We start from the raw sequence: 13,450 nt of genomic DNA, 5'->3' as shown, positions 1-13,450 counted from the left end.
GCGCCGAGTACCGCGTTCAGCGGGCCCCGTTTGGCGAGTAGATCAGCTGCCACATGATGGCCACGACCACCGGCGGCATGGCCCACGGGATGAGCGCGAGCACGCGGGTGAGACCCTGGAAGCGCAGGTCGGCGTTGAGCAGCAGCGCGAGCCCGAGAGCCGCGAGCAACTGCAGCAGCGTGACGCTGACGGCCCACACCATGCCGATCCGGAACGACTCCCAGAACATGGTGTTGCTCATCAGGTCGACGAAGTTGTCGACTCCGACGAAGTTGTACTTCGGGTTGCGCACCAGCCGCGCGTCGGTGAACGCCAGTGCGATGCCCGCGATCAGCGGGGCGACGCTGAGCACGAGGATCGGGATCAGCGACGGCATGACGAGGAGGGCGGCCTCCTTGCGTCTGGTCCGTTCCAGGCCGGAGATGCGCCTCCGCCGTCCGGCCGTGGCCTGCGCCGTGGTCATGCCTCGCTCCTCACGCTCGACTCGCGCACCATCAACTCCGGACCGACGGTGGCCAGGTGGGGCGTCTCGGGGGAATCGCCCAGCCGGGCGAGCATCAGTTCGGCGGCGAGTTGGCCCCGCCTCGTTGTTCCGAGCGACACGCTCGTCAGCGCCGGCTGCACCATGCGGCCGAGTTCGGTGTCGTCCATCCCTGTGACGGCGAGGTCGTCCGGGACACTCAGCCCGCGCTCGCGGGCGGCGCGCACGGCACCGATCGCGAGCAGGTCGTTGGCGGCCACGACGGCGTCGAGCGCGACGCCGTCTGACCCGGCCCGGTCCAGGAGGCGGTGGGTTGCCTCAAGCCCGGCGGCGACGGTGAAGGCGTCAGCCACCTCGGTGCCGAAGCTGTGTGCGGCAAAGCCGGGCACCGCGACGGCGGCGTCGTAGCCGCGCTGGCGGTGCTCGCCGGGGGTGGTGTCGGTGGGGCCGTTGAGGAACGCGAGGCTGCGGCAGCCCACGTCGACCAGGTGGGTGACCGCGAGCCCGATGCCGCTGGCCGAGTCGGTGGACACCGTCTCGATGCCGTGGTCGCGCAACGACCGGCCGATGGCGACGACGGGCAGCGGGGCCGCGCGGAGGAGCTCGATGAACTCGGCGTCGACGCGCAGGGGACTGATGATGATGCCGTCGACGTGTCCGTCATCGAGGGAGGCGAGGACCCGGATGGCCGAGGCCGCCTCGTCACCGATGCTGGACACGACGATGCGGTAACCGTGCGGGGCGAGCACGCCGTGGATGGCGCTCAGCATCTCGACGTAGACGGGGTTGCCGATGTCGGCGACGGCGAACTCGATGAGGTGGGTGCGCTGCAGCCGCAGCTGCCGTCCGGCGGCGTTGGGCCGGTAGCCGAGTTCCTTGGCCGCGGCACGGACCCGCTCAACCATTTCGGGCTGGCGCCTGAGCCGTGCAGTGCCCGCGAGGTCGAACCGAGCGACACCCCTGCGCGCGCGGCAACCTCGTTGAGCGTGACCCGTGACGACATCGTCCCTCCCCTCACCCGCGAGCGGTTGGAAACGTTTCCAGATTCACCCCGGTGGGAGTTGGAATCGTTTCCAGGTTTGAGCGAACTCTGTCAGCCGCGGTCCGGGCTGTCAATGGTCCGTGACCAAATCGTGACCTCACCCGGCGGCATGGGGCATCCGCCGATGCGGACCGGGACCCGGCGTTAGCATGGGGCAAGTCCGAAGGGGGTCGACAATGCGATCAGGCGCGAGCCTCTCGCACGTCAGCCAGTACAACGAGAACGCCGTCATCCACGCGCTCCGGGCGCTTGGGCCGACGAGCCAGACCGACATCGCCGCATACACAGGCCTGTCGGTCCCCGCCGTGTCCTCGATCGTCCGGAACCTCCGACAGCAGGGCTACCTGACCGAGCTCCGCACGGAATCGGTCGGCCGCGGCCGCCCGCGCGTCATCGTCGACCTCGTCCCCACCGCGAACTACGCCATCGGGCTGCACATCGACCCGGCGATCATGTCGGCGGCCCTGCTCGACCTCCGCGGCCAGGTCGTGGCGTCGGGCACCAGCGAGTCGATCAACCCGAACGACCCGAGCGGCTCCCTCGACGAGGCGGCGAGCCTGATCGAGGGCCTCATCGCGGGCTCCGGAATCGTCCCGGACAAGCTGCTCGGCGCCTGCGTCGCCGTGCCGGGGCCACTTGACGACGCATCCGGATCCCTGCTCGACACCGTCTGGCTTCCGAGTTGGACAGGGGTCGACATCGGAAGCGCGCTCACCCGCAGGCTCGGCACGCCCGTGCCCGTGATCAAGGACACCCACGCCGCCGTCACGGGTGAGGTCTGGGTGCGCGGCGGCGACGCGCTCGACTCGACCATGGTGTTCGTCTACCTCGGCATCGGCACGGGCATCGGGCTGTCCATGCGGGGCGAGACGATCCGCGGCGCATGGGGCAACGCGGGCGAGATCGGCCGCATGCTCGTCGCGCTCGGCGACAGCTCCAAGCACGGCATGGACAACGACCCGTTCCACCTCGTCCAGGAGGCCCACGAGCTCGGCCTCATCCCGGCCGCGCCCCGACACGCTGGGAGCTCCACCAGCAGGAGGCCCAACTCCGCCAGCTGTGCCGGATAGCCGTCGCCGGCGACGAGGCGGCCTCCGGCATTCTCCGCGCGGCCGGCGAGCGGCTCGCCGAGATGGTGGTGATGACGGTCGAGGTGTTCGACGCGGACACCGTCGTGTACGGCGGCCCCAACTGGGAGCACCTCCAGTCGTTCTACGAGGCCCCCGCGGTGGCCGCCCTCGCGCGCCCCTCGGCACGCGGGCCACACCCGGTGACGGTGCTGCCCACCGTGATGGGCACCGCGGTCGGCGCGATCGGCGCCGCCTGCTTCGTGCTCGACGAGCGCTTCGTCCCGCGCCTCGGCCGCCGCTGACCCCGCGCCGCCCTTTGTCAGGACATCGATAACGATTCGGTATCGTTTCGCGGCCCTCGATTGACGCCATTTTCTCTCTAGTGCAGAATAAACAGCGCTGCACCGCCGCACACGTCAACTCACCGGAGAGCCATGATCAAGATCGCCAACGCACCCGTCTCCTACGGTGTGTTCGGGCTGGCCAGGCCCGACCTGGTCGCCCTTCCCACCGGCGAGGAGCTGCTCGCGCTCGTGCGTGGCGCGGGCTATGACGGGATCGATCTCGGCGCGCACGGGCTCTTCGGCACCGGGAGCGACCTGGTCGACGCCCTCGACCGCCACGGCCTCGGCCTGGCCGGCGGCTGGCTCGACTACCCGTTCACCGGCACCGACGAGCAGTTCGAGGCCGCGTTCGCCGCCGCGCTGCCCGTGCTGGACGACTTCGCGCTCGTCGCCGCCACGCAGGAGGGCCCCGGCCCCTCCCCACCATCGCCGACGCCGGCGACGATGCCCGCAAGGCACGGCCCGGCGGCGCCCCCGAGTTGCAGTTGTCCGGCGCGGCCTGGGACCTCTTCGTCGCCCGGCTCGAGCGGGTCGCCGCCCATGTCCGGTCGCTGGGCCTGGAGCCCACCTTCCACCACCACGCCGTCACCTACATCGAGACGCCCGCCGAGATCGACGCCTTCCTGCGCGACACGAGCATGGGCCTGACCTTCGACACCGGCCACCTCCTCCTCGGTGGGGCGACCCGGCGGCCGACTTCAAGCGCTGGGCGCCCCGCATCAACCATCTCCACCTGAAGGACGCCGACCTGCGGATCCTCGAGGCGGCCAAGGGCTCGGACAACCTGCTGCGCGATGTGTGGGAGAAGCGTGTGTTCGTCGCGCTCGGCGAGGGCGACCTCGACCTGGACGGCATCGTCACCGACATCATCGCGAGCGGCTTCGACGGCTGGCTCGTGGTGGAGCAGGACGTCGTGCTGATGTCCGATGCCGATCTCGACCGCGCGGTCGCCGATCAGGCGGCCAACCGCGACACGATCCGGAGGTGGTTCGCGTGACCCGCCCCGCATCGCGGTGATCGGCCTGGGTGGGATCGCCCAGTCGGTCCACCTGCCCCTGATCCAGCGCAACCGCGCCGACGTCGACCTCGTGGCCGTCGTCGAGCTGTCCGCCTCACGGCTCGCCACGCTGGCCGACCGCTATGGGGTCTCCGGGCGGTTCACCAGCCTGGACGCCCTGCTGGCCGCCGTCTCCGACGGCTCCGTCCAGATCGACGCCGCGATCGTCGCCACCGGCGGCGGCCACACCGACGAGGTGCTCGCCCTGATCCGGGCTGGCGTGAGGGTGCTCGTCGAGAAGCCGCTCGGCTGGAGCGGGCAGGACCTGGACACCCTCGAGCGCGGCCTGGCCGACCTCGGCCGCGACCCGCACGACTGGCTGCGCATCGGCTACATGAAGGAGTACGACCCGGCGGTCGCCGCCGCCCGCACCCTCCTCGCCGACGTGACGCCCCGCGAGGTGCGCGTCGAGGTGCTGCACCCGGCCGACGGCGCCCAGATCGGGTTCGCGCGGCTCGAGCCCGCCGCCGGCGACATCGACGCGGCAGCCCTCGACGCCCTCACCACCCGGGCGCCCGGTCGATCACCGAGGCGACCGGCACCGACGACGACACGCTGCGCAAGCTGTGGAGCAACGTCGTCCTCGGCTCCGTCATCCACGACATCGCTCTCACCCGGCACCTCGGCCTCGGCCTGGACAGGGTCCTCCACGCCCGCAGGCAGGGCGACCGGTTCCCCGGCTCCGTGTTCGGGGTGGGCCTCACCACGGGCGGTGTGCCCTGGAACCTGGGCTGGCATTTCATCTCCGACTACCCGAATACCGCGAGACCGTCACCGTCCACCACGAAAGGGGAACCGTCCAACTCGAGTTCGCGACGCCCTACATCCTCAACGCGCCCACCGTGCTTCGGGTGTGCGACGGAGGAGACCAGTTGAGCAGCCAGGTAAGCACGCGCACCTGGCCCCAGGAGGAGGCGTTCGAGCGTGAGCTCCGCGCACTCCTCACCCTCGCCAGCGGCGGGCGGGCGGAGGGTTCGTCCCTCCCGAGGCCCGCGCCGACCTGGCAAGCGCACAGGCCCTCTGGGGCGCCTGTGCCATCTCCACCGGCCTCGACGACGAGGCCGGCCGTGGGGAAGCGACCCCCGCCTCTGACGGCGGCCCGCACCCGGAACCCTCTCGAAAGGAAAGAGATGCAGTTCATCGGAAAGGCGACGAAGACCGTCGCCCTGGTCGGCGCCGCGGCGCTCGCCATGACCGCGTGTTCCCCGTCCACCTCACCGACCTCCACCCCGACCGCCGGCGGCGGAGGCGAGACCACCGGCGCCCCGCGGGCAAGGTGAACCTCTCGATCATGACCAACGCCATCGCCGGCGGCAAGAACGCCGCCGAGGCCGACTGGATCGCCAACTTCGTGATCCCGGAGTTCACCGCGGCCCAGAAGGCCAAGGGCGTCGAGGTCGAGGTCAAGTACGAGCCCCAGGGCGTCGACGACGAGGATTACAAGACCAAGATCGCCCTCGACCTCAGCTCCGGCAAGGGTGCAGACGTGCTCGGCATCGACGGCATCTGGACGGGCGAGTTCGCCCAGGCCGGTTACATCAAGCCGCTGAACCAGGTCGCCAAGGACGCCGACAGCTGGGACGGCTGGGAGCAGATGACCGAGGCCGTCCAGCAGGCCCTCTCGTTCGAGGGTGAGCGCTACGGCATCCCGCAGGGCTCCGACGGCCGCGTCATCTACTACAACAGGACGCTGTTCGAGCAGGCCGGTCTCCCGGCCGACTGGCAGCCCACCTCGTGGGACGAGATCCTCGAGGCGGGCCGCGCGTTGAAGAAGCTCGACGGCGTCGTGCCGATCCAGCTCAACGCGGGCACCGCGATGGGCGAGGCCACCACCATGCAGGGCTACCTGCCGATGCTCATGGGCACCGGCCAGAAGCTGTGGGCCGACGGCAAGTGGTACGGCGACACCAAGGGCATGCGCGACGTCCTCGATCTCTACAAGAAGATCTACATCGACGAGGGCCTCGGCGATCCGATCCTGCAGCAGGAGGCCTCGGGCCGCGACACCTCGTTCCAGGAGTTCGCGGCGGGCAAGATCGCCATCCTCTTCGAGGGTGACTACTTCTGGCGCTCCGTGATCAACCCCGCTGAGGGTGTCGGCACCGCGCCGATGGCCGACCGCGACACCAACGTTGGCTACGCCAAGATCCCCGCCATGAAGCCGGGCTCCGGCGTCAACGGCCAGGACTTCGTCTCCATGTCGGGCGGCACCGGCCGCGTGCTCAACCCCAACTCGGCCAACCCCGACCTCGCCTGGGAACTGCTGGCGTTCATGAACTCGCCCGAGGCCTTCGAGGCCCGCGCGGCCGGCACCTTGTCGATCTCGCCCCGCAAGGACGTCAACGACAAGCTCCTCGCCTCCGACAAGATGCTGACCTTCGTCAACAACGAGGTCCTTCCCATCACCGCCTACCGCCCCGGCCTCGCCGAGTACCCCGAGGTCTCGGCCAAGCTGCAGCAGGCCACCCTCGACGTCGTGTCCGGTTCCTCGATCGATGACGCCGTCAAGACCTTCGCCGACGCCCTCCCGGCCATCGTGGGCGGCGAAGACAAGATCGCGAGCTGATCTCTCGTGACCACAACCACCGCGTCGGCGCCGGGAACCACTGGTTCCCGGCGCCGGGCGGAGGACGTGGCGGGCCTGGGACGAAACGGGCACTCGTCTTCGTCACTCCGGCCCTCCTCGTCATCGCCCTCTTCCTGTTGTTCCCCGCCATCTGGACGGTCTACCTCGGGATGACCAACTACCGGCTGACCGGCCTCGCGGCGGCCAACACCGAGTTCGTGGGGCTCGCCAACTACGCGCAGGCCCTCGGTGACAAGAGCTTCTGGAACTCGCTCCGGCTGACGCTGATTTTCGTCTTCTTCTCGGGCGTCCTCGGCCAGACCCTCCTCGGCTTCACGCTCGCCTGGTCGACCAGGCGCATCGTAGGTTGGGCCCGCACCCTGCTCGAGTCGATCGTGCTCGCCGCGTGGGTCATCCCCGGCTCGGTCCACGCGTTCCTCTGGATCGCGCTGCTCGACCGCCGCGGAGGCACCCTCAACGCCCTGCTCGGCACCGACGGTAAGGCGTGGCTCATCGAGCACCCCATGACGGTGATCGTCATCTTCAACATCTGGATCGGCACCGCCTTCTCGATGCAGCTCTTCTCCTCCGCGTTGTCGGCGGTCCCGCCGTCGCAGATGGAGAGCGCGCGGATGGCCGGCGCCTCCGGGTGGGAGCAGTTGCGCGACGTCGTGCTGCCCAACATCCGCGGCCACGTGCTCACCAACACCCTGATGATCACGCTGTGGACCTTCAACACGTTCACGCCGTACCTGCTCACCGCGGGCGGCCCCAACGGCAAGACCGAGATCCTGTCGGTCTACATCTACCAGACGGCCATCCCGGGCGGTCAGCTCGGCTTCGGCGCCGCGATCTCGATGATCATGCTGCTGATCAACCTGGCCATCGCCCTGATGTACATGCGCATCGGAAGGAGCAAGAAGTGAGCACCTCCACACCCACCCTCGGGCGTCAGCTGCGCAAGGTCATCGGCGTGCCCTGTTCATCGTCCTGCTCGTCGCGATCGGCGTGTTCTTCGCGCTGCCCATGGCCTGGCTGGTGGTCGCGCCGTTCGACGCGAACCCGACGATGGCCGTGAAGTGGCCCGACTGGACGCTCAGCAACTTCCAGCGTCTGTTGGACAACCCCTACGCACTCGGCTCGATCGGCAACTCGCTGATCCTCGCCGTCGGCACCATGGTGCTGACGGTGCTGTTCGCGACGCTCGCCAGTTACGCGCTGTCACGCGTCAAGATCCCGGCCGCGACGGCCTGCTCTACGGCATGCTGCTGCTCAGCTCCATCGTCACCGGCACCGCCGCGATGGTGCCGACGTTCCAGCTGATGAATGCCATCCACCTGATCAACACCCACACCGGTGTCATGCTCGTCCTCGCGGGCGGCCTGCTGCCGACGGTGGTGTTCATCCTGAAGGACTTCATGGATTCGGTCCCGAAGTCGTACGAGGAGTCGGCCCGCCTCTACGGCGCCAAGCCGTACCAGATCCTCAGCCACGTGGTCGTTCCCGTGGCCCGTCCCGGCATCGCGTTCGTCGCGATCTGGACCGTCGTCCAGGTGTGGGGCAACTTCCTGGTGCCGTTCCTGCTGCTGCGCGACCCGACGAGCCAACCGGCCGCCGTCATGATGTACACCTTCTACACAGAGTCGGGCCAGGCCGACCTGCGCCTCATCTCGGCGTTCTCGCTGATCTTCGCGCTGCCCGTCATCCTCATCTACTTCTTCGTCAACCGAAAGTTCGGTTTCCGCTTCTACGGAGGTATCAAGTCATGACCTCGACCATCACGACCACCGCTCTGGTCAAGCAGTACCCGAACGGGGTCCGCGGCGTCGACGGCGTCGACATCGAGATCGGCGAGGGCGAGTTCTTCGCGCTCCTCGGCCCCTCCGGCTGCGGCAAGACCACCCTGCTGCGCTCCATCGCCGGCCTCGAGACCATCACCGAGGGTCACTTCGGATCGGCGACGAGGAGATGACCAACCGCGAGCCCGGCGAGCGGGGGTCGCCATGGTGTTCCAGGACTACGCCCTGTTCCCACACATGGACGTGTCCGACAACATCGCCTACCCGCTGCGGATCCGCAAGGTGGCAAAGGAGGAGCGGAAGAAGACGGCCGCCGACACGGCGGGCCGCCTGTCGCTGGAGCACCTGCTGGAGCGCCGCCCCGGACAGCTCTCCGGCGGCCAGCAGCAGCGCGTCGCCCTGGCCCGCGCCATCGCCACCCGCCCAAGGTGCTCCTCCTCGATGAGCCACTGTCGAACCTCGACGCCCGGCTCCGGCTCGAGGCGCGCTCGTTCCTCAAGGAGCTCCAGCGCGAGCTCGGCGTCACCTCGGTGTTCGTGACCCACGACCAGTCGGAGGCCCTGGCGCTGGCCGACCGGATGGCGGTCATGAAGGAGGGTCGGATCCAGCAGATCGGCACCCCCCGCGAGGTGTTCCACGCCCCTGCCAACACGTTCGTGGCGTCCTTCATCGGGTCGCATCCCATGAACCTGCTCGACGGCGTCGTCACCGGCGGCCGGATCGCTGTGCTCGGCACCACGATCGAGGTGCGACCCGAGACGGCCGCCCTGCTGAGTGATGGCCAGAAGGTCGTCGTCGGGGCGCGGCCCGAGTACATCACCTGGAGCCCCACCCCGGTCCCCGACGGTGTCCTGGCCGAGATCGTGACCATCGAGAACCTGGGCGCCTCGGCGCTGCTGACCGCGAAGGGCGGCGACGACCGCCTGCAGGCCGTCGTCGACGAGGATCCGCTCCCCGAGCCGGGTCAGCGCGTCTGGTTCCACATCCCGGTGAGCAAGACGATGGTCTTCGACGAGGAGTCGGGCCTCAGGATCGGCGGCGAGGAGCAGTGACGCAACGTCTCCCCGGGGCGATGTGGATCGTCCCGCACACCCACTGGGACCGCGAGTGGTACGAGCCGCACGACGTGTTCCGCGCCCGGCTGGTCAGCATGCTCGATTCGCTGCTGACCATGCTCGAGGGTGAGCCGGCCTACCGGTTCACCCTCGACGGGCAGAGCGCGGCGATCGACGACTACCTCGAGATCCGCCCCGAGGAGACAGCCCGGGTTCGGGCCGCCGTGGCCCGCGGCCAGCTCGCGCTCGGCCCGTTCCAGATCCTGCTGGACGAGTTCTGCTGCGATGGCGAGACCATCGTGCGCAACCTCGAACACGGCATCGCCTCGGCCCGCAGGCTCGGCGGTGAGATGCGTGTCGGCTATCTGCCCGACATGTTCGGCCACGCCGCGCAGACCCCGCAGATCCTGCGCGGCTTCGGCATCGCCGACGCCTCCCTCTGGCGGGGAGTCCCCGCCGCCGTCGACAGGCACGCCTTCCTGTGGGAGGGCTCGACGGCTCCGCCGTGCGCGTGGAGTACCTGTGGGACGGCTACGGCAGCGCCCTGAAGCTGTTCGAACCACTGGAGAAGCTGCCCGAACTCGTCGACGGCTACGTCCGTGAGCACGCGTCGTGGTTCGGCGGCGAGGACGTGGCGGGCTGGTTCGGCACCGACCACATGGCGCCCCGCGCCGACCTCGTCCAGATCCTGCGCGCCTACGAGGGCGACGTGGAGCTGCGGATCGGCACCGTCGGCGAGGTGATCGCCTCCCGCGACCACTCCCCCGCGGCGCTCGGGTCGCTCCCCGTCGTGCGGGGCGAGCTGCGCTCACATGCCCGCGGCAACCTGCTGCCGGGCGTGTTCTCCATCCGCACCGACCTCAAGGCGGCCATGGCCGCGGCCGAGCGGGCGCTGACCACCGGTGAGCGGCTCGACGCGTTCGTCGGCGGCCCGTCCCGGACGGCGTTCTTCGAGCGCGGCTGGGGGCTCGTCATCGAGTCGACCGCGCACGACTCCGTCACCGGCTGCGGCGTCGACGCCACCGCCGACCAGGTCGAGTCGAGGCTGAAGGTCGCGGCCCAGACCGCCGACGGCGCGATCGACATCGCGCTCGGGTCGCTCGGCTCGGCGGCCCCGAGGGGCGCTGGCCGTGTTCAACCAGAGCGGCTTCCGCCGCCGCGTGCAGGCCGAGCTCGTGATCGAGGCCGCCCCGGCCGAGCTGCCCGCCAACGTGCAGCTGATCGGGCCCTGCCGACCGTGATCGGCGACGAGACCGTCTCCACCTCCGACCTGCCGAAGATCATCCGCCGGATCCACGGCCAGGAGCTCTTCGGCAAGCACATCCGGCGGTGGACCTGGGAGGGCGACGAGCTCGTGTTCACCGTCGCCGACCACACCGACGGCGACTTCGACCTCGCCGACTTCGTCGCCGTCCTCACCGCGAAGGCGGCCGAGGGCGAGCGCTCCTTCCGCGTCATCACGCAGGTGCCGGAGACGTGCCGGGTGCTGGTGGCCGCCGAGGCCGACGGCATCAGTGCGGTTGCGCTGGACGCCCGCGCCGCGGCAGCGCCGTCGCGGCCGGTCACCGCCGCGGGCACCGCGCTCGACAACGGACTCGTGCGGGTGGAGGTCGCCGGAGACGGCGGCGTCACCGTCACCGATCTGCGCAGTGGGGCCACCCTCGCCGACGCGCTGAGCATCGTCGACGACGGCGACCGTGGCGACTCCTACAACTACGGCCCCGTGGACGGCTCCGTCTCCACGCCGGAGTCGGTCGAGGTCGTCACCGTGGAGGAGGGCCCGCTGCGTGGGCGCATCCTGATCCGCCGCTTCTACGCGCTCCCGACCGGGATCGACCCGGCCGACCGTGCCAGGCGCTCCGACGAGACCGCGCCGCAGCTGGTCGACACCGTGCTCGAGCTGCGGGCCGACGAGCCCTTCGTGCGGGTCGACGTCACGCTGACCAACCAGATCCGCGACCACCGGCTGCGCGTCCTGGTGCCGACCCTCGCGTCCGGGCTGACCGGCTCGTCGTCGGTGGGCCAGTACGGGGCGACCGCCCGCGGCCGCGCCGCGGAGGGCGGCTGGGGCGAGTTCCCGCTGCCCACCTTCCCCGCGACCAGATCCATCACAGCAGGTGGCGTCGGGGTCCTGCTCGACAAGCTCGTCGAGTACGAGATCGTCGACGGCATCGACGGGCCCGACCGGATCGCGCTGACGGTGCTGCGCAGCGTCGGCATGATGAGCGTCAACGTGCATCCGTTGCGCGACGAGCCGGCCGGCTCGCAGCTCGAGGTGCCCGGCGCGCAGTACCTGGGGCGGCACACGCGGCTGTCGTTCGCGATCGACCTCGACACCGCCTCGCAGGTCGAGCACGCCGACGTCTTCCGGTTCGAGCCCGTGACTGCGCCGGGGCGCGGCGGGGAGCCCTCGGCCCCGGCGTGTCGCTGCGGACGGAGGGCGCGTCGCGCTCGAGTCGCTCCGACGGGTGCCCGGCGGCGTCGAGGCGCGGTTCGTCAACTACGCCGACACCCCGGAACCCCTGCGGGTCTCCGCCGGGGCACCTGGGTGCCGACCGATCTCAACGGCGCGGCCGTCGGCGGACCCGTCGACCCCTGGTCGCTCGAGGTCGGCGCAGGCCGGATCATCACGCTACGGAAGGAGTCGCAATGAGGCAGAGCGTTTCCAGGAAGGTGACGCTGGCCGACCAGTCGGCCGACCGGTACCAGAGGTTCCCGTTCGAGCTGCCCGAGGGCGTCAGCTCGTTCGAGGTGTGGCTGGAGGTGCAGGGCGGCCCGGACGCCGTCGTGGACCTCGGCTGCGAGGGGCCTGACGGGTGGCGCGGCTGGTCGGGCGGCGCCCGCCGTACCTTCATCGTCGCGGAGGACGACGCCACGCCCGGCTACCTGCCCGGCAATGTGGTGGCTGGCACGTGGGACGTGATCGTCGGGTTGCACACGCTGCCCGACAGCGGCGCCGAGGTGACGGTCACGGTCGAGGCCCCGCCCTCGGCCGCCCGGACCACGGGCCGGTCGAGGCGCCCGTCACCCGGGCCTCGCGCGGCAGCGACCGCGACCTGCCCGCCCCTCCGGGGATGCGCTGGTACGCGGGCGACACGCACTCCCACTCGCTGCACTCCGACGGGGCGCTCAGCCTGTGGGAACTGGCCAACGAGGGCGTCGCCTCGGGGCTCGACTTCCTGTGTGTGACCGACCACTGCACCACCAGCCACCACGCGCACCTTCCGTCTGTGGGTGATCGGCACGGCATCACGCTGGTGCCCGGCCAGGAGATCACCACGCACGCCGGGCACTCCAACGCCTACGGGGAGATCGGCTTCATCGATTTCCGCCGGCCGGCCCAGGAGTGGGTCGACACGGTCGCCGAACGAGGCGGGTTCATGTCGATCAACCACCCCGTCTCAGGCGACTGCTCGTGGCTGCACCTGCTGGAGCGCGAGCCGGGCGGCGTCGAGTTGTACCACTCGTCCTGGTACGAGGAGCCCATCGCGACCTCGTGCCTGGCCTGGTTCCAGCGCTGGAGGCGCGACGTCGTGCTGATCGGCGGCGGCGACTTCCACAACCGCTCGAAGCCGCTCCGCCCCGGCCTGCCGACGACGTGGGTCGCCGCCGAGGAGCTGTCGCCCGACGCGATCCTCGACGCCATCCGGGCGGGACGCACGGCGATGACGGGCAGCGGAACCTTCCTGAGCGACGCCGAGGCCCGCCCCGTCCACGACACGGCCCCGATCCTGCTGCGCGAGGGCGACGAGCTCCTCGCGCTGGCCGCGAAGGGACTGGTGCTGATCTCGGGCTCCGGCCGCCGCCTGGTGGTCGACTCCGACGCGCAGCGCATCGTCGCTGCGAGGGCGAGGGCCCGTACCGGCTGGAGGACTCGCACCGCACGGTGCTCGCCCTCACGGCCTGACCCATGGACCGCGGCCGGGTGGCGGGGGCACAAACCCACCACCCGGCCGCATCTTCCCTCCGACACCGGCCTTCTCTGCCGTGTCGCTTTTCTGCTAGGTCACGGCCTCCCGGTGCGTCATCCTTGATG

19 protein-coding genes are annotated in these 13,450 nt (G+C 70.3%); 17 read left to right on the top strand and 2 right to left on the bottom strand.

Annotated features, from left to right (window positions below):
- Positions 1-16: 16 nt before the first annotated feature.
- Positions 17-463, bottom strand: coding sequence for a carbohydrate ABC transporter permease (locus tag G7085_RS26290; RefSeq protein WP_231979517.1), 447 nt, complete (start codon positions 461-463; stop codon positions 17-19).
- Entirely contained in the window at positions 460-1,386 is a 927-nt protein-coding gene (locus G7085_RS13835) for a LacI family DNA-binding transcriptional regulator (RefSeq protein WP_197511430.1), read from the bottom strand. The genes G7085_RS26290 and G7085_RS13835 overlap by 4 nt, the downstream gene beginning before the upstream one ends.
- 313 nt (positions 1,387-1,699) lie before the next feature.
- Here G7085_RS13835 and G7085_RS13830 point away from each other — a divergent pair, with 313 nt between their 5' ends.
- The 17 genes from G7085_RS13830 (at position 1,700) to G7085_RS13765 (ending at position 13,448) form a co-directional block, all read left to right on the top strand.
- The gene (locus tag G7085_RS13830) at positions 1,700-2,593 is read left to right on the top strand and encodes an ROK family transcriptional regulator (RefSeq protein ID WP_197511429.1); all 894 of its coding nucleotides are present in this window, start codon (positions 1,700-1,702) and stop codon (positions 2,591-2,593) included.
- A complete protein-coding gene (locus tag G7085_RS30525) occupies positions 2,581-2,895 on the top strand; it encodes a hypothetical protein (RefSeq protein WP_269452154.1) in 315 nt (104 codons plus the stop codon). The genes G7085_RS13830 and G7085_RS30525 overlap by 13 nt, the downstream gene beginning before the upstream one ends.
- Positions 2,896-3,027: 132 nt before the next feature.
- Positions 3,028-3,585, top strand: coding sequence for a hypothetical protein (locus G7085_RS26285; RefSeq protein WP_231979516.1), 558 nt, complete (start codon positions 3,028-3,030; stop codon positions 3,583-3,585).
- Positions 3,586-3,733: 148 nt separating this feature from the next.
- Positions 3,734-3,934 carry a hypothetical protein gene (locus G7085_RS13815; protein ID WP_197511428.1) on the top strand — a complete coding sequence of 67 codons (201 nt, stop codon included), beginning with the start codon at positions 3,734-3,736 and terminating at the stop codon, positions 3,932-3,934.
- Between the two features lie 16 nt (positions 3,935-3,950).
- Positions 3,951-4,922 (top strand): Gfo/Idh/MocA family protein, encoded by a 972-nt coding sequence (locus tag G7085_RS13810; RefSeq protein WP_197511427.1) that lies wholly within the window; start codon positions 3,951-3,953, stop codon positions 4,920-4,922.
- Between the two features lie 202 nt (positions 4,923-5,124).
- Positions 5,125-5,274 carry a hypothetical protein gene (locus G7085_RS13805; protein ID WP_197511426.1) on the top strand — a complete coding sequence of 50 codons (150 nt, stop codon included), beginning with the start codon at positions 5,125-5,127 and terminating at the stop codon, positions 5,272-5,274.
- Complete coding sequence (locus tag G7085_RS13800) at positions 5,271-6,560, top strand: extracellular solute-binding protein (RefSeq protein ID WP_331715674.1); 1,290 nt, start codon at positions 5,271-5,273, stop codon at positions 6,558-6,560. Before G7085_RS13805 ends, G7085_RS13800 begins: the two co-directional genes overlap by 4 nt.
- Before the next feature lie 137 nt (positions 6,561-6,697).
- Positions 6,698-7,486, top strand: a complete 789-nt coding sequence (locus tag G7085_RS13795; protein WP_231979515.1) for a carbohydrate ABC transporter permease — start codon at positions 6,698-6,700, stop codon at positions 7,484-7,486.
- Positions 7,487-7,568: 82 nt separating this feature from the next.
- A complete protein-coding gene (locus tag G7085_RS26280; protein ID WP_231979514.1) occupies positions 7,569-7,883 on the top strand; it encodes an ABC transporter permease in 315 nt (104 codons plus the stop codon).
- On the top strand, positions 7,823-8,329 hold the full coding sequence (locus tag G7085_RS13790; protein WP_231979513.1) for a carbohydrate ABC transporter permease: 507 nt from the start codon (positions 7,823-7,825) through the stop codon (positions 8,327-8,329). The genes G7085_RS26280 and G7085_RS13790 overlap by 61 nt, the downstream gene beginning before the upstream one ends.
- Complete coding sequence (locus tag G7085_RS30520; protein WP_269451867.1) at positions 8,326-8,532, top strand: ATP-binding cassette domain-containing protein; 207 nt, start codon at positions 8,326-8,328, stop codon at positions 8,530-8,532. The genes G7085_RS13790 and G7085_RS30520 overlap by 4 nt, the downstream gene beginning before the upstream one ends.
- Before the next feature lie 31 nt (positions 8,533-8,563).
- A complete protein-coding gene (locus tag G7085_RS30515) occupies positions 8,564-8,899 on the top strand; it encodes an ATP-binding cassette domain-containing protein (protein WP_269451866.1) in 336 nt (111 codons plus the stop codon).
- Entirely contained in the window at positions 8,788-9,411 is a 624-nt protein-coding gene (locus tag G7085_RS32725) for an ABC transporter ATP-binding protein (protein ID WP_331715673.1), read from the top strand. The genes G7085_RS30515 and G7085_RS32725 overlap by 112 nt, the downstream gene beginning before the upstream one ends.
- 20 nt (positions 9,412-9,431) lie before the next feature.
- Positions 9,432-9,962 (top strand): glycoside hydrolase family 38 N-terminal domain-containing protein, encoded by a 531-nt coding sequence (locus G7085_RS13780; RefSeq protein ID WP_231979512.1) that lies wholly within the window; start codon positions 9,432-9,434, stop codon positions 9,960-9,962.
- Positions 9,896-12,067: an alpha-mannosidase gene (locus G7085_RS13775; protein ID WP_197511424.1), complete on the top strand. Its 2,172-nt coding sequence runs from the start codon at positions 9,896-9,898 to the stop codon at positions 12,065-12,067. The genes G7085_RS13780 and G7085_RS13775 overlap by 67 nt, the downstream gene beginning before the upstream one ends.
- Positions 12,064-12,603, top strand: coding sequence for a hypothetical protein (locus G7085_RS13770; protein ID WP_197511423.1), 540 nt, complete (start codon positions 12,064-12,066; stop codon positions 12,601-12,603). The genes G7085_RS13775 and G7085_RS13770 overlap by 4 nt, the downstream gene beginning before the upstream one ends.
- A complete protein-coding gene (locus tag G7085_RS13765) occupies positions 12,489-13,448 on the top strand; it encodes a CehA/McbA family metallohydrolase (RefSeq protein ID WP_197511422.1) in 960 nt (319 codons plus the stop codon). Before G7085_RS13770 ends, G7085_RS13765 begins: the two co-directional genes overlap by 115 nt.
- The last annotated feature ends 2 nt before the right edge of the window (positions 13,449-13,450 follow it).

This window comes from Tessaracoccus coleopterorum, assembly GCF_011174705.1.
GTDB classification, from domain to species: Bacteria; Actinomycetota; Actinomycetes; order Propionibacteriales; family Propionibacteriaceae; genus Arachnia; species Arachnia coleopterorum.
Note: the sequence above shows the minus strand (reverse complement) of the source record. Positions and strands in the feature narration are given on the sequence as shown.